The organism is Candidatus Nitrospira allomarina (assembly GCF_032050975.1).
Classification (GTDB): domain Bacteria; phylum Nitrospirota; class Nitrospiria; order Nitrospirales; family UBA8639; genus Nitrospira_E; species Nitrospira_E allomarina.
This window is the reverse complement of the sequence record NZ_CP116967.1, coordinates 2,903,154-2,923,270: the sequence shown is the minus strand read 5'-3', so window position 1 is coordinate 2,923,270 and position 20,117 is coordinate 2,903,154. Positions and strand designations below refer to the sequence as shown.

The 20,117-nt window shown below is 49.2% G+C and carries 20 protein-coding genes; 5 read left to right on the top strand and 15 right to left on the bottom strand.

What is annotated here, in order from left to right:
• The first annotated feature begins 115 nt into the window (after positions 1 to 115).
• Positions 116 to 1,390, top strand: coding sequence for a Glu/Leu/Phe/Val family dehydrogenase (locus PP769_RS13030; RefSeq protein WP_312640787.1), 1,275 nt, complete (start codon positions 116 to 118; stop codon positions 1,388 to 1,390).
• Positions 1,391 to 1,454: 64 nt separating this feature from the next.
• Here the strand turns inward: PP769_RS13030 and PP769_RS13025 are convergent, their stop codons facing one another.
• The 13 genes from PP769_RS13025 to PP769_RS12965 form a co-directional block, all read right to left on the bottom strand.
• Positions 1,455 to 2,378, bottom strand: coding sequence for a class I fructose-bisphosphate aldolase (locus tag PP769_RS13025; RefSeq protein WP_376753445.1), 924 nt, complete (start codon positions 2,376 to 2,378; stop codon positions 1,455 to 1,457).
• Positions 2,379 to 2,501: 123 nt separating this feature from the next.
• Complete coding sequence (gene cysE / locus PP769_RS13020; protein WP_312640783.1) at positions 2,502 to 3,152, bottom strand: serine O-acetyltransferase; 651 nt, start codon at positions 3,150 to 3,152, stop codon at positions 2,502 to 2,504.
• Between the two features lie 47 nt (positions 3,153 to 3,199).
• On the bottom strand, positions 3,200 to 3,682 hold the full coding sequence (ispF, locus tag PP769_RS13015) for a 2-C-methyl-D-erythritol 2,4-cyclodiphosphate synthase (protein ID WP_312640781.1): 483 nt from the start codon (positions 3,680 to 3,682) through the stop codon (positions 3,200 to 3,202).
• Between the two features lie 54 nt (positions 3,683 to 3,736).
• Positions 3,737 to 4,441 (bottom strand): 2-C-methyl-D-erythritol 4-phosphate cytidylyltransferase, encoded by a 705-nt coding sequence (gene ispD, locus PP769_RS13010; protein ID WP_312640779.1) that lies wholly within the window; start codon positions 4,439 to 4,441, stop codon positions 3,737 to 3,739.
• Positions 4,434 to 5,459, bottom strand: a complete 1,026-nt coding sequence (locus PP769_RS13005) for a PIN/TRAM domain-containing protein (RefSeq protein WP_312640777.1) — start codon at positions 5,457 to 5,459, stop codon at positions 4,434 to 4,436. Before PP769_RS13005 ends, ispD begins: the two co-directional genes overlap by 8 nt.
• Before the next feature lie 16 nt (positions 5,460 to 5,475).
• Complete coding sequence (fbp, locus tag PP769_RS13000; protein WP_312640775.1) at positions 5,476 to 6,483, bottom strand: class 1 fructose-bisphosphatase; 1,008 nt, start codon at positions 6,481 to 6,483, stop codon at positions 5,476 to 5,478.
• A 264-nt stretch (positions 6,484 to 6,747) separates the two neighbouring features.
• A complete protein-coding gene (locus PP769_RS12995; RefSeq protein ID WP_312640772.1) occupies positions 6,748 to 8,145 on the bottom strand; it encodes a phosphomannomutase/phosphoglucomutase in 1,398 nt (465 codons plus the stop codon).
• A gap of 22 nt (positions 8,146 to 8,167) precedes the next feature.
• Complete coding sequence (locus tag PP769_RS12990; RefSeq protein WP_312640770.1) at positions 8,168 to 9,616, bottom strand: mannose-1-phosphate guanylyltransferase/mannose-6-phosphate isomerase; 1,449 nt, start codon at positions 9,614 to 9,616, stop codon at positions 8,168 to 8,170.
• Between the two features lie 135 nt (positions 9,617 to 9,751).
• A complete protein-coding gene (locus PP769_RS12985; RefSeq protein WP_312647055.1) occupies positions 9,752 to 10,219 on the bottom strand; it encodes a KdsC family phosphatase in 468 nt (155 codons plus the stop codon).
• Between the two features lie 973 nt (positions 10,220 to 11,192).
• On the bottom strand, positions 11,193 to 11,516 hold the full coding sequence (locus PP769_RS12980; RefSeq protein ID WP_312640768.1) for a hypothetical protein: 324 nt from the start codon (positions 11,514 to 11,516) through the stop codon (positions 11,193 to 11,195).
• Between the two features lie 194 nt (positions 11,517 to 11,710).
• Positions 11,711 to 12,505 carry an ElyC/SanA/YdcF family protein gene (locus tag PP769_RS12975; RefSeq protein WP_312640767.1) on the bottom strand — a complete coding sequence of 265 codons (795 nt, stop codon included), beginning with the start codon at positions 12,503 to 12,505 and terminating at the stop codon, positions 11,711 to 11,713.
• Between the two features lie 353 nt (positions 12,506 to 12,858).
• The gene (locus tag PP769_RS12970; protein ID WP_312640765.1) at positions 12,859 to 13,230 is read right to left on the bottom strand and encodes a hypothetical protein; all 372 of its coding nucleotides are present in this window, start codon (positions 13,228 to 13,230) and stop codon (positions 12,859 to 12,861) included.
• A 187-nt stretch (positions 13,231 to 13,417) separates the two neighbouring features.
• Positions 13,418 to 14,029 carry an OmpA family protein gene (locus PP769_RS12965; protein ID WP_312640763.1) on the bottom strand — a complete coding sequence of 204 codons (612 nt, stop codon included), beginning with the start codon at positions 14,027 to 14,029 and terminating at the stop codon, positions 13,418 to 13,420.
• Positions 14,030 to 14,272: 243 nt separating this feature from the next.
• Here PP769_RS12965 and PP769_RS12960 point away from each other — a divergent pair, with 243 nt between their 5' ends.
• Genes PP769_RS12960 through PP769_RS12945 form a run of 4 tightly spaced genes read left to right on the top strand, consistent with a single transcriptional unit; the run spans position 14,273 to position 18,924 of the window.
• Positions 14,273 to 15,238 carry an ABC transporter ATP-binding protein gene (locus PP769_RS12960; RefSeq protein ID WP_312640761.1) on the top strand — a complete coding sequence of 322 codons (966 nt, stop codon included), beginning with the start codon at positions 14,273 to 14,275 and terminating at the stop codon, positions 15,236 to 15,238.
• A 26-nt stretch (positions 15,239 to 15,264) separates the two neighbouring features.
• A complete protein-coding gene (locus tag PP769_RS12955) occupies positions 15,265 to 16,035 on the top strand; it encodes an ABC transporter permease (protein WP_312640759.1) in 771 nt (256 codons plus the stop codon).
• 5 nt (positions 16,036 to 16,040) lie between these two features.
• Positions 16,041 to 17,549, top strand: coding sequence for a GldG family protein (locus PP769_RS12950; RefSeq protein WP_312640757.1), 1,509 nt, complete (start codon positions 16,041 to 16,043; stop codon positions 17,547 to 17,549).
• Between the two features lies 1 nt (position 17,550).
• Complete coding sequence (locus PP769_RS12945) at positions 17,551 to 18,924, top strand: DUF4340 domain-containing protein (RefSeq protein WP_312640755.1); 1,374 nt, start codon at positions 17,551 to 17,553, stop codon at positions 18,922 to 18,924.
• A gap of 124 nt (positions 18,925 to 19,048) precedes the next feature.
• Here PP769_RS12945 and PP769_RS12940 read toward each other — a convergent pair whose 3' ends face one another.
• Both PP769_RS12940 and PP769_RS12935 read right to left on the bottom strand, forming a co-directional pair.
• Positions 19,049 to 19,243 (bottom strand): hypothetical protein, encoded by a 195-nt coding sequence (locus PP769_RS12940; RefSeq protein ID WP_312640753.1) that lies wholly within the window; start codon positions 19,241 to 19,243, stop codon positions 19,049 to 19,051.
• Between the two features lie 358 nt (positions 19,244 to 19,601).
• Entirely contained in the window at positions 19,602 to 19,922 is a 321-nt protein-coding gene (locus PP769_RS12935; RefSeq protein ID WP_312640751.1) for a cupin domain-containing protein, read from the bottom strand.
• Positions 19,923 to 20,117 lie beyond the last annotated feature (195 nt).

Here is a 20,117-nt window from a genome sequence, read left to right as displayed (position 1 = left end):
CTCATTATTACTTAAAAGGCAGAAACTTTTTCCAGAGAAAGAAACTACTTAGGCTAAAATTCCTGATATACTTAAGAATTAGGACTGCAAATTTCCATCTTACCGGATACCTCGTATGAATACTGACTTTGCTCCAGAGTTCAATCATCCAACATTCCGCTTGGCTGTGGCCCAATTTGATCAGGCGGCCCATCATATGAATCTGGACTCAGGCCTTCTCGATCGGCTCAAAGCCCCTCAACGGTCTCTCTGCGTCAGCATCCCTGTCCGAATGGATAACGGAAAGGTTCAAGTTTTCCGTGGCTATCGAGTGCATCATGATGTAGCCCGCGGCCCCACAAAAGGCGGCATTCGCTATCATCCCGATGTCAGCCTTGGAGAAGTCGCGGCCTTAGCCATGTGGATGACCTGGAAAACGGCGTTAGCGGGGTTGCCGTTTGGTGGAGCCAAAGGGGGAGTCGCCGTCGACCCCTCACTTCTTTCACCAGCTGAGTTAGAAGGCGTTACCCGACGCTACATCGCAGAAATTTTTCCATTATTGGGACCGGACAAAGATATCCCCGCCCCCGATATCGGCACTAATCAGCAAGTCATGGGATGGATAATGGATACCTTTAGTCAACAGGTGGGATTTACCGTCCGCGGGGTGGTCACGGGCAAACCTCTTTCAATTGGAGGCACCCTGGGCAGGGAAGAAGCAACCGGCCGTGGTGTGGTGGATGTGACGTTGGAAGTCCTCCGTCATTTTGGTCTGTCCACTTCAGACACGACCGTAGTCATTCAAGGGTTTGGGAATGTCGGATCCCATACTGCACGAATTCTTCATCAGGAAGGCGTAAAAATACTGGCGATCAGCGATCAGATGGGCGGGTTGTATAATCAAAAAGGTCTGGATATTCCAGGTATTCTCTCTTACTTGGCCACCGAGAAAGCGTCGATTCCTTCTCTCACGCAATTTGGTGAACAGATTATTAACGAAGACTTACTCCTGCTACCCTGCCATGTGCTCATTCCGGCGGCAGTATCTGAACAAATCACCGCCAATAACGCCTCGCGCCTTCAATGCCAGTACCTGATCGAAGCAGCTAACGGCCCAACAACTCTCGAAGCGGATGCCATTTTGCAGGAACGGGGAATTTTCGTTGTCCCGGATATTCTCGCCAATGCCGGTGGAGTCATCGTCTCATATTTTGAATGGGTGCAGGACGCCCAACGATTTTCCTGGCAGGAATCAGATATCCACAGCCGACTCAGGAACATCATTACCGCGGCTTTTCACCGCATACTCTACCATGCGGAGGAGAAAAAACTAACCATGAGAACCGCTGCATTGATCGCAGGAATTGAGGAAGTCGCTCAAGCCCACCAATGCCGTGGGTTATACCCCTGATTCCACGGCCTTCCCGGACCTGTTTAATGGGGGTAGAGCTTTCTCAACTTGACTGCAGCAATCTTTATGAAATTTCTCCGGCATAGATCTTCATGACGGTTGAGAGAAATTCAAGAGCCTGCGGTCTCGGCCGTTGAAAGGAATTTCTCCCGATAATGGATCCAAACCCTCCACCGTCCCGAATTCCTCTGGCTTCATCGAAAATTTTCTGATCTTCCCCTTTGGCCCCGCCAGAAAAGATGACAATGCGTCGCCCCTGAAAAGTACTCTGCACCACATGGCGGATACGTTCCGCTGGCGTGCTAATAGGAATCTTTTCGGCCTCGTACACTTTTTTTGCCGCTGCCTGCTCAATATGATTTGAAGGCACCTTCACTTTGATAATGTGCGCTCCGAGTTGGGCCGCAATTTGTGCGGCGTAGGCGACGACATCGATTCCGGTTTCCCCTTCCTTGCTGAGTCCTGCCCCCCGTGGATACGACCACACCACCACCGCCAATCCGTGGGACTTGGCCTCCTGGGCAATTTCCCGCAGATGATTATACATTTCCTGGCTATGGGCAGACCCTGGATAAATCGTATATCCCACCGCACAGCACCCTAAGCGTAGTGCATCGTGGACACTCCCGGTAATTGCGGAATTGGGATCCTTGCTTTCAAACAGTGAATCGTTATTGTTCAATTTCAGTATGAGTGGAATTTGACCGGCATATTCTGCCGCCCCCGCCTCGAGAAACCCAAGAGGAGCCGCGTAAGCATTACATCCGGCATCAATTCCCAGCTGAAAATGATAGTGCGGATCATACCCTTCAGAATTGACGGCAAAACTTCTTGCAGGACCATGCTCAAAGCCCTGGTCCACCGGCAGAATCACCAGACGACCGGTCCCGGCCAACCGCCCCGTCATCAACAACCTGGCAATATTTGCAAGAACTCCAGGAACATTACCATCATAATTCCGTAATATTTCTTTGACTCGTGGTGTGATAACGTTGGATCCCTTCACAAAATATCCCTCCCTTTCAACAAAATATTCCCGGCAATCAAACTTCTTGGGTAGTTTAGAAGACCTCTTCCCCCTAAAACAATATGGAGCATTCGCTCATATCCGTTATAATTCTTTTTCAGATTGTTCCACCTGTTTTCGTAGGGCAATGAGTTCTTGTTCCATCGCATCAAACCGTTCAGCTATCGGATCCGGAATATTGGCATGATCCATGGTTGCTTCAGGCACCCGATCTCCAATGGTTTTAATGATTCTGCCAGGTATCCCAATGACCGTTGAATTCGAAGGCACTGACCGAAGAACCACCGAATTGGCTCCAATTTTGACAAAATCTCCGATCGTGATATTCCCAAGCACCTTTGCTCCAGCTCCAACGACCACATGGTTTCCCAATGTTGGATGGCGCTTACCACGTTCTTTGCCGGTTCCACCCAGCGTTACGCCTTGAAAGAGGGTGACAAAGTCCCCCAGAACAGCCGTTTCGCCAATCACGACCCCCATCCCATGGTCAATGAAAAACCCTCGTCCAATCTGAGCGCCTGGATGAATTTCTATACCGGTCAGCCAGCGAGCCAGTTGCGAAATTAACCGCGGGACAATCGGAACGTTTTTCCCCCATAACCAGTGAGCCACCCGATGAGCTAATAACGCATGAAAACCTGAGTAGGCCAGCAACACTTCCCAGCGACTGGTTGCCGCCGGATCGCGCTCAAATACTGCATGTAGATCTTCGGTAATTCGTTTAACCCATCGCATACGCGCACCATACGGATATACCCCAAGGAAGAGGAGACGGCATCATTTCATAAGGGCGTGGTGCATTCAATGAGACAAACGGCCATGGTAGCAATGCCTTCTGTCCGCCCAATCATTCCAATTCCCTCACCACTTTTGACTTTGACATTGACCTGAGAAGGGGAAACCTGCAGCACTTGCGCAAGACTTTCTTGCATCGAGGCCGTATACGCGGCTAATTTCGGTGCCTGGGCTAAAATGACCGTATCCAGATTCACCAAGTTAAATCCTTTGTCACGAAGGCTTTGAGCGACACTTCCCAGCATAACCAAACTCGAGAGGTTTTTGTATTCTGGATTACTACTTGGGTACCGTGTTCCGAGATCTCCTTCTCCCATGGCTCCTAAAATGGCGTCGCAAACGGCATGGGTTAAGGCGTCAGCATCGGAATGGCCATCCAATCCTTGAGAGTGGGGGACGACTACGCCACCCAGAATCAGGGGACGGCCTTCCCGGAAGGGATGAATGTCATAACCTTGACCAACTCTCATATCACATCAAAAACGAGCGAAAAAATCCATTTGAATGGAGGCTAGCCTGAAATTTCACCTTCGGCTTCCAATCGTTCCCAAAATCGCTTCCCCAAACACCAGATCATCCGGCTTGGTCACTTTTATATTAAAACAACTCCCCTCCACAACGGAAACAGGGTAACCCATCCGTTCGATGAGGGCCGCATCATCGGTGACGTCCCATTGGTGTTGTTGCGCCTGTTGGTGTGCCTCAACCAGCCAGTCATACCGGAACACCTGCGGTGTCTGAATCTGCCAGAGTTCTTCCCTCTTCAGCGTCTCTTGAATGACCCCAGATGCATCAACCCGCTTCACCGTATCATGGATCGGCATGGCCACCACCGCTGCCCCTGATTTCCCGGCGCAATCGATCACATTCCTGACCATGCGTTGGTCAATAAAGGGACGGACACCATCATGAACCAAAACCCCGTCAGGTCGGTCGGAAATGGCCGCAAGTCCGTTTCTGACAGAATCTTGTCGCCGCGCTCCTCCCGCCACCACTTTGGCGACTTTCTCTAGACCGAAAGGTTTCACAATTTCACGCCAGCAATACTCCCGGTCCGATGCCGGAACAGAGAGAACGACTTCGCAGATCTCTTCGAGTTGTTGAAAAACCTGGAGTGAATACACTAAAAGAGGCAGATTCCCAAGAGTAAGATATTGCTTGGGTGTATTTCCTCCCATGCGGGTACCAAGGCCCGCGGCAGGAATTACCGCCACAACAGAATTAAACACGCGAGAAGCTCAACTCCTCGTGTTCAGTTTCTTCTTTCAGGCGGGTAAAAATCATTCGGCCGGCACTCGTTTGCAGAACACTCGTCACAATGACATCCGCATTTTTGCCGATCCATCGCTTGGCATGGTCAACCACCACCATGGTGCCATCATCCAAATAGGCCACACCTTGCCCGGCCTCTTTCCCTTCTTTTAAAACAAAGACCCGGATCGTCTCACCGGGAAGAACCACCGGTTTCAGCGCATTACACAAGTCATTGATGTTCAGCACCCTGACGCCTTGGATCCCGGCAACCTTATTGAGATTAAAATCATTGGTTAGCACCTTTGCATCCATTTGCTTCGCGAGTTCAATGAGCTTGGTATCCACCTCTTTTACATGAGGAAAATCATCTTCTACCAGGTCTACCTTAATATTGCTGACTTTTTGAAGGACATTCAAAATGTCCAACCCTCGTCTTCCACGTGCCCGCTTTAATCCATCAGAGGAATCCGAAATATGCTGTAACTCTTGGAGGATAAAATGTGGAACCACAAGGGTTCCCTCAATAAAGCCCGTTTCGCACAAATCGGCAATCCGACCATCAATGATGACACTGGTATCAAGCAGTTTTTTGATGCGAACCGACTCCGTATCGCCTGTTGGAATGGCGGATGCGGCCCACCCTTCAGTGGCAAATCGTATTCCCATGATTAATCCCCAATAGGGGATTCCCAAAAAAATCACCAAGCTGGCCAAAAGGTTAAAGACGGAATTAGGAGAGCCTGCGACTAATCCCGTCACCGAGACGATCAATCCCGCCACAAGGAGACCAACAACTAATCCACCCCCTCCACACACGACGAATGGTAAAGGCGCGGCCTTCAATCGGTGTTCCACACCCAGAATAATTGCACCAACCCCGGCCCCGATTCCCCCGCCCATGAGCAGAACACCTATTTGGCCGTCGGTTGCTCCCCATGCCAAGGCCATACCTAAGACCACCCCAACCCCTAGAAATATCATTCGCAACACCATAGGAGATTCTCCTTCCCTAGATTGGTGACTCAGACCGCAGAAACGCTTCAGCTTTGGTCACATCATCCTGACTGCCAATATATAAAGGGACTCTCTGGTGAAGGGCTTTCGGTATTAGTTGATTGACGGGTTCAACACCCGTACTCCCCATACCACCGGCTTGTTCAACCAAAAATGATAAGGGTGCGGCTTCATACATGAGCCTCAATTTCCCCTCAGGGTTTTTCTGCTCTCCCGGATACATATAGAGACCACCCTTGCACAACACCCGATGCACATCAGCCACAAAACACCCGGAATAACGACTGGTGTATGGTCTGCCTGTCTGAACATCCACTTCGTGTAGATAGTGAAGAAACTGCTGTGTGCCGGTAGACCATTTTTGGTAATTACCTTCATTCACACTATAAATTTTCCCCCGCTTGGGGATTTGAATATTCTTGGCTGAGAGGAAAAACTCCCCGGCTTCCTGATCCAACGTAAATTGATGCACACCATGGCCGCAGGTATACACTAAAAGCACACTTGACCCATACAAGACATATCCGGCAGCCACCTGATCGCACCCTTTTTTTCGCAAGGCATCTTCAGAAGTAGGGAAACCCTCAACTGAAAGTCGATGGATGGAAAAAATGGACCCTAAAGACGCGTTGACATCAATATTAGATGAGCCATCCAAAGGATCCAAAAAGACCGCATACCTTCCTTGCCCATCGGCTTCTTTGATGAGGTAGGGCCTTTCCATTTCCTCTGAAACCAGCGTACTCACCAGTTCCATGTGCTCAAACACATCCAAAAATATCTGATTGGCTCGTTCGTCCAACTTTTGAACCTCTTCGCCTTGAACATTAATTAACCCCGTAGAACCAAGGAATTGACTCAATCCGGCTTTTCGAAGATCCTGGGCAATGAGTTTCCCACCCAAAGCAATTTGCATGATGATGCGGGAAAATTCACCGGAGGTTCCCGGAATAGGCGCTTGCTCACGAAAGGTATGTGTCGATAAGGAAAAACGCGGAGTCATCAATCCTAATCCATAGACTATACTAGAGGATTTTCATTATATGCTTTTCCGCATAAAGGAGCAACGCACGTTCGAGAGAAATTCGCGTTCGGTCTGGAAAGATTATTCTGACGGATGAATCCGGCTGGCTTATAGAAAGCCGGGCGTTCATGCTGATGGATATCACAGTGTTCCTGATCTGATCGACGATGACTTCACCAGAAGCGGTTGAGAATGCCCACAGACACGATCTGAAATAAAAAAGTGAAATAACCCGCTGAGAGGTTAGGTGGTGAGGTCTACGGTGGCTTCAGAAAGTTGTCCTTCCAGATACGCCTGAATTTGAGTGAGATGAGTGTGGGAAGAGGCTTCAAAGCGAAGGACTAATGCTGGTTGAGTATTTGATGCCCGAATCAGACCCCACCCTTCGTCAAAACGGACACGAATGCCATCAATGGTGATAATGTCACGAATGGGCAAAACTGATGTCTTCGGATTTTGCGTGTCAGCCGCATGCTTCAAACGGTTTCTCACAATTTCGACTAATGAAAATTTTTGATCATCCGGACAATCTACTCGAATTTCAGGAGTTACCACGGTTTGAGGAATATCGGCCAACAGCGACGACAAGGGCTTTTTCCGTTTCACAAGAATTTCGATAAGCCGGCAAGAAGCATAAATGGCATCATCATATCCATAGTACCGATCCGCAAAAAACAGGTGTCCCGACATCTCCCCGGCAAGTAAAGCCTTTTCTTCTTTCATTTTGGCTTTGATAATGGAATGTCCTGTTTTCCACATAATACCCCGTCCACCCCGATTTTGAATATCGTCATACAACCCCTGAGAGGCTTTCACTTCTGAAATAATGGAACATCCAGGATGATCATCCAGCACATCCCGGGCAAAAAGGAGCAATAACCGGTCACCCCACATAATTTGGCCCTGTTCATCAATGACGCCAATCCGGTCAGCATCACCATCGTACCCGATTCCTACATCAGCTCCGGTTTCTTTGACCTTCTTAATCAGGTCCTTAAGATTATCCAGCACAGTGGGGTCGGGATGATGGTTCGGAAAATGACCATCTAGATCGCAATACAATCCGGTCACATCGCATCCCAATTGCTCCAAAGCTTCTTTGGCAAACAGAGACGCCGCACCATTTCCACAATCAATCACAACCCGAAGTCCCTGGGCTCTCAGCGAAGAAAAACGTTCTTGTAAAAACTTGAGATATTCGGGAATGATGGTTTGCGTTGACACCGTGCCTGACCCGGATGCGAACTCGCCGCTCTCATAAATTACCTGTAATTCTTGAATATCAGCCCCGTACAGTGCTTCCCGCCCGATACACATCTTAAACCCATTATATTCCGAAGCATTGTGACTGCCGGTAATCATGATGCCCCCGTCAACATCACAGGAAAACAGAGAAAAATACAGTAAGGGGGACGCACACAGGCCAAGATCAAGTACATTGACCCCTGAACTGGTCAGGCCGGCAACGAGATGATTCCGAAGTGCTGATGAAGTTAAACGGCCATCCCGGCCCACGGCGATATTGTGGACACCACGTGCTCTAGCCAGGGTCGCATAGGCACGGCCGATTCGCTCAACCACATCAGGACCTAAATCATGGGCTACAATCCCGCGAATATCATATTCTCGAAAAATTCCCATCCGGCTTTCTTTCCTTCCGAATCTATCTAATAGGTCGCAATCGACCAAAATCGTCCTGAAGTCGAACGATATCATCTTCTCCAAGGTAGGGCCCATTTTGAATTTCAATAATCTCTAAAGGGATCTGCCCGGGATTTTCTAGACGATGCGGTGTTTCTTTGGCTATCCCTGTACTCATTCCCGCCTGCAAGTCGTAGACTTCTTCGCCACGAGTCACCCGGGCCGTCCCTGCAATGACCACCCAATGCTCACTGCGTTGATGATGTAGTTGAAGGGAAAGCCGTTTTCCAGGGGCGACTTCAATCCGTTTAACTTTATAACCTTTACCCTCTTCCATGACGGTATAGGAACCCCAAGGACGATGCACGGTTCGATGTTCTAAATGTTCAGGGGCGCCCTGTCGCTTCAACAGATTGACAATAGCTTTGACATCTTGCGCACGATCCTTCGGACAGACCAGGGTGGCATCGGGCGTATCCACCACCACCATCTTGTCAAGGCCAATCGTTGCTACGACCCTTCGATCCGCAAACAGCACCGAATCGCGGCTTCCCAGATCGATAATATTCCCATTCCGGACATTTCCATCTTTATCCAAAGGCACCACTTCTTCCAAGCTGCTCCAACTCCCCACATCCGACCATCCAAAGTCTATCGGTATCACCACACTTCGGGCAGAATGTTCCATCACCGCCTTGTCAATAGAAAGCGATTCGACTTTGGCATAGACCTTCCGAAGGTGGGAGGGGAAACCCTCATTTCCCATCTCGCCTTGTAAACCAGTCAACAATTTGGATAACGCCGGTTGGTGAAAGGCTAATTCTGATAAAATTTGGGAAGCTTTCCAGACAAAAATACCGCTATTCCAAAAATAATTTCCGGATCGATAATATCGTTTGGCAGTTGTGAGATTCGGCTTTTCAACAAACCGGGCCACAGAATACCCGATGAAGGGACCCTTGGCTCCGATCCTCTTTCGCTTCAAAGGCTGAATATAGCCATACCCTGTTTCAGGACGAGTCGGCTGAATCCCAAACGTCACCAGATGCCCACTCATCGCCAATTCACTGGCAAATTGTACGGCTCGCATAAATTTTTTGGAAGCTTTCACGACATGATCTGCCGGCACCACCACCATTACAGCTTCAGGATCTTGATGTATCAATCGTAAGGCCGCGAGAGCGATCGCCGGTGCCGTATTTCTCCCTTCCGGCTCAAGAATGACATTTCCAGCAATGTCATCTTTCCACTGATTGAGTTGAAGTTTGATGGATTCCGCTTGAACGGCATTGGTGACAATTGCCATCCGATTCGCGGGGATATTCAGTAATAGACGCTCAAACGTCTGCTGCAGGAGGGTTCCTTCTCCCAAAATTCTTAACAATTGCTTAGGAAATCGTTCCCGGCTCAACGGCCAAAACCTGGTACCACTCCCCCCGGCTAAAATCACTCCATAGACATGAGGATTCATGTTCGGTCCTTCTCCTCCAATCGATTCAAATGCTTAAATGGACCCTATGCACCATACTCAACAAACAAAGGTTCAAAGCTCATAAGAAAGATTGTCGGAATGTGACACTAAAAAATCCACTAAATACTTGTAGGGCTACTGAGGGACTTTTGCGGCCAAAATTCTATCGATTATTTCTCGAACAGCTCCCTCACCACCATTTTTTTTGCAGACATAATGCACGACCTGACGGACTTGCGCCACACAATCCGCGGGAGCCGCAGCGTATCCCACCGTTTTCAAGGCCTCCACGTCATTCACATCATCCCCAATGTAGGCCATTTGTGAAAAAGGAATCCCGTACTTTTCAGACAAATGGCGCAGAATTGCCACCTTATCCTTGGCACCTTGAAAGACTTCGGGAATGCCTAATTTTTTTCCACGGCGAGCGACAATTTTGGTGTTTTCCATGGTAATGATAGCCGTGATCACCCCTTGGGCCTGTAAGAGCTTAATCCCCATACCATCACGCGTGTGAAACTTTTTCAATTCTTCGCCCGATTCCCCATAGTACATGCCGGCATCGGTCAGAACCCCATCCACATCCGTTGCAAATAATCTCAGCTCTTTGAAAACTTTCTCTGTTCTAACTACCGCCCTTGGAGAATCCTTTTTTTTGAGAGGACGTACTGTTTTTTCCCCTTTGGATTTGGATAAAGAAGCGATTCCGTGGTTTTTTCTCACCTGTTCAATTCTACCTTTCTATTTCACCATTCTTAGGGCAATCTTCAATATACGCTTAAGTTTAAGGCAGGTCTTCCGTTAAGACCACAGGAGGGATAAAATTCGTAGGCAGCCAAATTTAACAATCCATTTTCCGTTTGTATTTTTGCAAAACCCGCTTAAACAAGGTTTACTTGTGAGTTCTTATTTTCGATTCCTCAATATTTTGGCTCTTTGTTCCAGTCTTCTTTCCTGTTCATCCCCCCAATCCCAGCAAAGACTGGACACGGCATTATGTTGGCTACGCCCCTCTTGCCTTCCCTCAGACCTTCCATCCCCCAGCGAAAACGTACCACAAGCCGATACAGCCTCAGAGCCAATTAACGCAGCCGTTTCCTCAGATGAGTCTCAATCCCTATCTCCGCAGGTTTCGTCTTTTGAAAGAAGAGATGTCTCGAACTGTCTCACATCTGCCCAAATCACCGTTACGCCATCAAACCCTGTTGTCAGCATTTCGTATATTGAACCCACAACAAAAGCCAACGGCCAGGCCTTAACAAATCTTGCCAAGACTACCATTTACCAAGATATAGGAAAAGGATTACTCAAATATAAAGAGATCAGGGCGACCAATCCCGGAGGAGGGGGAACCATTCGAGAGAAAGTTTCGTTCAGCCTTAAACCGGAGGAAACCATTCAGGCCACAATTTGCATAACCGCAACGGATACAAATGGCCAGGAGAGTTAAGCGTGTATAGGCTGATTCCCCAATTTCTTGAGCCTCATTCAACGTGGAGAAGCCAGGAGAGTGGTGTGCAGATGGGTAATGGGAAGTCATTTGCTGAAAATGACTTCATAAAGCTTTCTCGTTCTATCACGGCTTGAGAGTAAACCCGTGTTGTTCCATACACTCACCTATTTCCAACCCCTGGGTAACCGAATCTCTCTTCCAATCACTCCCCTGTTCCGCAGAAACCAGCGCAACACAGGTTGAATGCGTTTCAATGGGATCCGCACCTTCTCCATCAGTGGAAACCCACTCCCCCTGTAGGCAGTCTCCATAGGGATGGCAAATACGATCCGCACGAGTGGAACCGTGGTTCGGATGATAATACGATTCCCATATACTACACCCCTCCAGAAAAAAGACACTGAGAAACATAATGAGGGCTCCTCCCGCCCATCTTTGCCAATTCATTACTTTGCTAATCTCCCAAAAGTCCCAGCCATATTGTGAATCAAACAATAGACGACATCGCTTGTATCTCTATCGGATAGCCTGCGCTAAGAAATTAGGCCATTCGTTCTCCATAACCAGCGCAGGGACATTAACCCTCTCAATTGATTTTATTCCCCTTAAAAGGTCAAGATTCAGGGCCTCCCCCTGCTTCATTAAATCTGATCTTGAACCCAGGCCTCCAATAAACCCATATATTCATGATAGGCCAATTCGGCAAGACGCACTCCGGAGGAACTCGGGAAAAAGTTCACTAAAGACCAAAACTGCATAGGAGGAACCCATTGTCCTGTGGAGGCCGGAATTGGATATAGACCCTGTTTCTCAAATAATTTGACCGCACGTGGCATGTGGAAAGCACTTGTCACCAAGATAAAAGGCTCATCATGGACGATATCCCGAACATACAGAGGATGATCCTTGGTATCACGGGATTCAACCTCCAGAACCATATCTGCCCGATTGACGCCTAATTCCTCGGCGACTCGACTCATGGTGGTCGCTTCAGGAGAACCCTCAAACCCCGTGCCCCCTGTCAGAATGATTTTACTTCCGGGCAGCATGCGATGAAGCCGGATACCCTCCATTAATCGAACACGGGAGTGATGAGACACTCGAAGCTGATAAGGCAACGTGGCATCTCCGGCAGTACCGCTGGCCAGGACTACAATCCATTTCAGGGATTCTTGGGTATTTGCGATATCCCCGGAAGTCAGAACCTGGGAAAGATTAATAGGAGGATATTGTGATTCCAACGTACGTATGATACGCCCTGAGATTCCTTCATAACCGCTGATGACAAGCAGAATGAATCCCAGGGAAACCAGGACTTTCCCAAGGTATGGCTTGCGGGAAAAATACAAAAAGACAAGCCCGCACGCCATCACCTCTACACACAGAGAGAGAGGAGAAAACAATGAGGCCAAAATCTTTTTAAGACCGAGCACCATATGTTCCTTTCCTGCTATCAATGTTGATGATAGGGAAGGCTCCGCCTTTTCTTTTCGTGGCACAGATCGACGATTATACGAATTTTTCCATTATTTTCTTCTTGGTTGCCATAAGGTGGATCGGCCCAAATCCAGCATCATTCGCTTCGAGCATGAGGACTAAAACAACTATGATCTCTCCACGAGATGGGTGCGCGAAACGATAATCAAAGCGACCCACCGCCCGGGATAAATGCCTTGGCTGTCCTGTTTTTCATTGAAAAAAACCCTGGGCACCAGGATCGACGAAGCGCCACCCTGGGAGGGCGTACCCGCGCGGGATGAAATTTGAGGTAAGAAAAAAGAATATCGGATTAGGGAGAAGACTCCGAGCAGGAAAGGACCAGACCTTTCTGGTGTTTTTTGAAATCCTGGATGGAGACATCAAGGCTTCGTTGCGCAACAAGGATATCTCTCAATAGATTTCCTTGGGGGGATTGATGGGTCACGCAATGAATCTTTCCCCCTTGAAATCCACGACGGCTCCGCCTGCATCCATCAAATTCCTTAGGAGCATGCCGGAGACTAAACTTAGCTTCTTGCAATTGGTCATGCTTCCGGACGACCTGTTCCTGGGCAGCCTTCAAAAGAGAGACAGCCTCGGTACATGAAAAATCCCATACTTCCGAGAAAGCGGAAGAGGGAAGTAGTAGGAAGAACCAGATTATGATGGACCAAAACCGCATAGACATCCTCCTCATCTTGAGGAAAAGAGCGAAAATATTGTTGAGAGACTTGCAAATTTTCTCCCAAAATATCCCGCGGTTTTGACCCCTTCAATAACCTAAAAGGAGGGACGGCCATCATGGACCAGATTCATATGAGTTCTAAAGACGTACTCCGAACACATAAATAGTTGGAAATTTTACAGAATTATTTCAACACAAAGTGGGCCCGTCTATTCTTTTGAAAACATTCACGAGTGGGTTGAAGACAAAACGGTTCATTTTTCCCCAAGCTTAGAGTTCGAATAGATGAAGCGCTCACCCCTAAATCCACCAGGTAATTCTTCACCGCCATCGCGCGACGCTCACCCAAAATAAGATTATATTCTTCGGTTCCTCGCTCATCACAATGCCCTTCAATCAGGACAGTACGAGTAGCGTGCCGATTCAGGAGTACTTCAGCGTTCTGCATCAGGATAGGAACAGCCTCACTCCGGATATAATATTGGTCGTAATCAAAAAAAACATCTTCCAACGTCGAGGGAAGAAGGGAATGATTGGCAGTTTGCGAACTGATGTCACTTATTGCCGGCGGTATTTCTGATATTTGAGGTTGGGAAACGATGGGAAGGGAGGGTTCCGGATCGGGCACAGAGACGGCAGGGGCATTCGCCACCGAAGGAGGAGGAGAATCCGGAGACTCCTCGACTGGCTCGGCACCATGGCTGAAGATGGACACATGATGCCAGGAACTACACCCGCTCAAAAAAGCAACCAACAGCCCAAGAATCGCAAGTTTTCCCTGAAACAACTTCCTCAATGGTGGCCGTTACTCCACTCTCCCAAGGCAGGGTAGAAGGTCCCTTACTCGCATAACTCATAAATCCCTATAATAGTAGCTATCATACAACTTTCATTAAAAGAGTCAATCTCAATCGGCACTGCGCCCATGTTTAAACTTGACGGATTTTTTTTCACATAGGTATGATCGGACTCCTGTCGAGCTATTGCATTTAAAGTCACTTTTCTCACCATTTCACGACACAACTCGCTGGGCATCCGTATGATTGACGTTCAACATGTGACCAAACGCTACGGGAACGCAACCGCGTTGGATGACGTCTCTTTCTCCATTAACAAGGGGGAAATCGTGGCGTTCCTCGGGCCAAATGGCGCAGGAAAAACCACCACTATGCGTATTCTGACGGGGTTCATGCCCCCAACTTTGGGGACCGTCCGCATTGCAGGGTTTGATTGCCTGGAAACACCCTGGGAGGTCAAAAAACATATCGGGTATCTCCCCGAAACTCCCCCTCTGTATCTGGAACTGACCGTCACTGAATATTTGACCTTTGTGGGGAGAATTAAACGACTTTCCGAGGACCAACTGGCCGAAAGAATGGAGACCATCATTACCCAAACGGGCCTGGCCGATGTTCGGGGCCGAGTCATCGGACATCTATCCCGTGGATATCGACAACGCGTTGGGTTGGCACAAGCCCTTTTGCACAATCCTCCCGTTTTGATTTTGGACGAACCAACGACCGGTCTAGACCCGAATCAAATTATTGAGATCCGGGAACTCATTAAAAGCCTGGCGGGCTCCCACACCATCATTCTCAGTACACATCTATTGGCCGAGGCAACCGCTATTTGCCAGCGCGTCATTATCATTCACCGTGGCCGAATTGTTGCGGTAGACACCCCGGAACAGTTAGGGGCCAAACTCCGTGAATCGGAAACGCTCAGTCTAACGGTGAAGCAATCGGATCCGGACCTGTTGGAGGCGCTACACCAAATTCCTGGAGTCATCCGGGTCTCTCAAGGAGCAACGGCTCACACCTATCTTCTGGACACGCAGATGGGGCGGGATATCCGGGAGGAATTGACCCAATTAGTCGTCTCCAGAAATGTGGGCCTTCTGGAATTAAAAACCCAACCACTCACTCTTGAGGATGCGTTTAAGGTGCTCACACAAACCAACACTCCCGGCGGACCCAACAGTACCACCCCTGGTGGGCCACACTAACCGCCTTTACCCGGATTACTCTCATTATGACCCCCGTTCACACGATTGTTGCCAAAGAATTACGAAGTGCGTTTGTGTCTCCCGTGGTCTATGTCATTGCGGCCATCTTTTTGGCTATCGTGGGGCTGTTGGCCTATTCCGCGGCCGCCAATGCGAGTAACCAGGCTATCCGCCTGATGCAAGTACAAAACACCTACGCACAACTTAATCTCAATGATATGCTGTTCAGACCCCTCTTTCGAAGCATCAACCTCATCCTCATGATTATTCTCCCATTACTCACCATGCGTCTCTTCGCCGAAGAACGCAAACTTCGAACCTTCGAACTTCTTCTCACGTCTCCCATTGGCGTCAATGAAATTGTGTCTGGAAAATTCATGAGCGTGATAATCGTCTATAGCGGACTGTTATCACTGACAAGCCTCATCCCGATCACGCTTTCCGCTTATGCAACCTTTGATTGGCGACCGATTTATCTTGGGTATGTTGCGCTGTTTCTCCAGGGAGCCCTTCTGATATCCATTGGTCTGTTTGCCTCGGCATTGACCGAAAATCAAATTATTGCGGCGTTTTTAAGCTTTGGCTGCATCTTAGGTCTCTGGATGCTTGGGGCGTTAGGGGGCATTGTTGGGGACACCACAATCGGACATATTCTGTCCTATCTTTCTTTTAGCGAACATTATGAACGATTGATTCGTGGGCTTTTCAACCTCAAAGATATTCTTTATTACGTCTCCGGCATAGCTTTTATGTGGTTTGCCGCTCACCAAGCCGTCGACGCCTACCGATGGAAGTAACGCGTGTGTCTTCAATTCTTGGAATAGCCGGAACGATAATAGCCCTGATAGGATTGGGACTTCCCTTGGTCTATCCTGCTGCAGGGAGCCTCTCCTCAATCCTCCTCGGCGTGGGAACAGTCTGCCTCCTGGGCTATTTTGCCTACCATTTTCGGAGCCTCACCGCGTTGGCTCGAACCCGGTCTACCCGACTCGGCGCACACAGCCTGTTTTCGGTGCTGCTTGCCGGCGTCGTTGTGGCCTTACTCAATTTCCTCGCAGCCAAGCATGCGCCGCAATGGGACTTCTCCGAGACGCAAAATTTCACCTTAAGCCGACAGACCTATCAAGTCCTTCGAACTCTTCCAAGAGAAGTGAAAATGACGGCTTTCACTCATGAAGGGAGTCCAGGTTATGGCGGATACCAGGACCTCTTGACGACTTATGCGAAGGAGAGTCCTCTCATCACACTGACATTTATCGATCCCGAACGCCAACCAGACAAGGCAAAAGAATATCAAGTGACTCGAATCGACACCGTCGTCGTGGAAAGTGGTCCCCAAAAGGTCTATCTCCAACGGTCTTCTGAAGCCGACATGACCAATGCGTTACTCCGCGTCACACAGGACAAGAAAAAGCGCATTGCCTTTGTCACGGGCCATGGCGAAAAAAGTCTCTCTGATACCGAATCGTCAGGATTATCCCGGGCCGGCGATGCCCTGACCAAGCAAGGTTATGAGGTGGAGACAGTGAATTGGCAGGACACAGCTTCACACGACGCGGCAGTCCTCATCGTGGCCTCCTCCACAGAAGCCGTATCCTCTGATGATCAACAATGGATAAGTCAATTTTTGGAAAAAGGAGGACGGGTACTGGTGATGGATGATCCAGGCAGCGGCACTTCCCTGGATCCCCTCTTTACGGCGTGGGGCATTCAATTGGGAACCGGCATCCTGGCTGATGAACAAGACCGCTTGGGACGTGGCAGTCCCACCGCCTTGCTCGTTCGAACCTTCACCACACATGACATCACCGAAGACTTCACCACTCCTATCCTGTTTCCCGTGTCCCGCTCGGTGACCTTCGACCCGGCACAAGGAAAGACCTGGGAGTATGTCGCCTTAGCCCAAACATCTCCGGAAAGTTGGGAAGAAACGGACCTAAACAGTCCTCAACCGGAATTCACGGCGGGGGAAGATCTCAAAGGCCCCTTTACCGTCGCGGGCCTCTTAATCCGCAAACCGGTCGACCAGTCCCCAACCGCACATTCTGCCGTCCTCATCGTGGGGAATGCCGCCTTTGCGACCAATGGGTATCTGACGTATCCGGGGAACACGGATTTTTTCTTGAAAGCCATTGCCTGGCTTGCGCAGGAGGACGCCTTAGTTTCTCTGACACCAAAAGATCCGGCCTTTCATCCATTCATACCGAATCCTTCACAGGAACAAGCGCTCGTATTTTTTCAGGTCCTGTTCATTCCACTCCTCACCTTATTTATCGGTCTATCTGTTTGGAAAAGGCGGCGAAGTTTGTAACATGATAAATCCCGTTCGCGTAACGCTCATCCTGGCTCTGGTCGTTCTAGGCTTGGGAGGCTATATCCTCCTCGTTGATATTCCACAATCCCGCCAACTGGAAAAACAGGAGACCCAGGAACGACAGATCCTGCCGTTCGATGACCGGGCTATCACGCAGATCACCTGGGCCACCCCCACGGAGACCATCCACCTCGAACGTGATGATCAATGGCGATGGATGATGACCGAACCCATGCGATCCCCCGCGGACTCGCGTGAAATTCGGCGGATTCTGCGAGCCTTGACGATTGGAAAAATCAAGCGGCATATCGAGGATGGTCCAAGCAATTTGTCGGAATACGGATTAGAGCCCCCTTATCTAACCCTCACCCTGACCACTCCGACCGAGACGCAGGAAATGGCTTTAGGGGATGCCGGACCCTTTGCTCCGTCCTTGTACGTCCAAACGAAACCTGACAATCAGGTCGTGCTGACAACACTAGATGTGATGACTTTCGCCCAAAAATCCCTCACAAGCTTTCGGCTTAAAGACCTTTTGTTTTTCGAACGGGATCGAGTCCTGGAACTTCACATTCAGCTCGGACCAACTACCATGATCATGACACGAGTGGCAGGAGCCCATAGTTTGACGCCGAATTGGATGTTCCAAAGTCCGGTGAAGGGACCGGCAGACAAAACCGCCGTGGGCACACTCCTCATGGATTTAGGAGGCCTGGCCGCCACCGGCTTCATTGACACCGAGGAAGAAAAGAAACGGATTCTGGGCCAACCGGCGCGCATTCAGGCTGAGATACAGATCGTAGAAGGCGCACGTACGCACCAGCTGGAACTCTATCAATTTGCTGATCCAGAAAAGGCCTATGCCATTACGTCGGCCTCCGGCCCGCTCTATGAGATCCCACCGGGCATTCTAAAACCCATCACGCAAGGCATGTTTCATTTTCAGGACAAACGTCTTTTTGGTATGGAAATCGCCGATATCGCGATGCTGACAGTCCACACCCCCCGGGATCATTATATTCTCATTAACCAACATGATGAGTGGATCCTGGAGGACAATCCCTCAGCAGAGGTAAACCAGGAAGTTGTGAAACTGTTTGTCAGCCGGATCGTGGACGTTCCAGCAGAAATATTCCACCCTGATTCCTCTTCCGCCTCAACAGATCATGGGATGGCCTCACCCAACGCCACGATTTCTGGCATGAACCGCAAGGGACAGGAAATCGGACAATTAATGTTGGGAAAGAGAGAACGAGGCCTGGTCTTCGCAAAGGGATCAAGCCTGCCAGGGTTATACCAGGTCCGATCGACGATTCTTGATCAAATTCCCTCCAAAACCCAACTGATACGGCAGGCGGGCTCAACCGAATAGACTTCCTGCTCACTCCTTCATCGCCGCTTCAGGCCTTAAATGGCATTCTTGCACCATTTGCGCAGGTTCAAGAGCAACAGATAGTCACAATCATCACGAACCCCAGACTTCCCCAAGCTAACTCTTAACGGGCTGGAGCTTGTTGGCCTTCTTCCTGGCCCATTTTTTTGAAGAACCGATCGGAATCCTGCTGAATGTCCTTTTTTGACGGGTCGAATTGAGGGTCGGGTGCGGAAGAACACCCCATCATCATCGCTCCCATCAAAAAAACAGAACAGATGATAACCGTCACCTGAGTTGTGGCATTACTCCAATTCATGATCGTTTGCCTCCAGCATCAATTGAATCTGTGATGGGTATGTTAAGAACGGTGAAGCCATCATACCCTACATCGGACACTGAACATCGATCAATACACAGACTTGAACCAACTGAATGATAGGTGCCTGCTAAGGTCCTGGCTCTTCAAATGTCACGACCACGCCTTGATGCCGTACTCATTGCGATAGCGGGTGAAGGCATCCGGCTCACGTAAATGGGCATTGGCCAAATCCCTCATAGCGGAAAGCCTGATCAAATACCCGAAAGATTATGCTGGACGTGATAAAAAGATACCCGGAAGCTCCGATCAACACCATCAATTCCCCACAGCACTACCAAACCCAAGATTTCAGTCTCTAGCCGGGATTGGGAGCCATAAACACCAGTACGCGAAGCCGGTTCGTCGTATGGTTCACCACCCCATGCTCCTCACCAGCGGGAGCCATCGTCCCCTGCCCTTCCCCCAGAACCCGGCTTTCACTTCCGACCCGAAACGTGCCTTCCCCTTCTAAGACCAAATAGACTTTGTCCTGGTCGGCATGCACATGGCCTTTTTGCTCCTGCCCGGGCTCAAAACCATACACATCACAAAAAAATCTCGGTGATTGAAACACATTCTGCTTCTTCATCTTTTCCTTCGAAAACTGGCCATAGTCTTTGACATTCACCACATTCACTTTATTGTCCTCCTCAATTGAACAATGCCGATACCGCCTCCACCATTCTCTCCATCATCCCAAAAAATTCTCCTACCCGGAATAATCCCTCAACATCCCGGACCTCCCCGAGGCGATTTCACTTTCCAGGAGTGATGAATACTCCTTATTTCCAAGGAGATATTGACCAACAGGCACATTGCATATCAGAGGTCT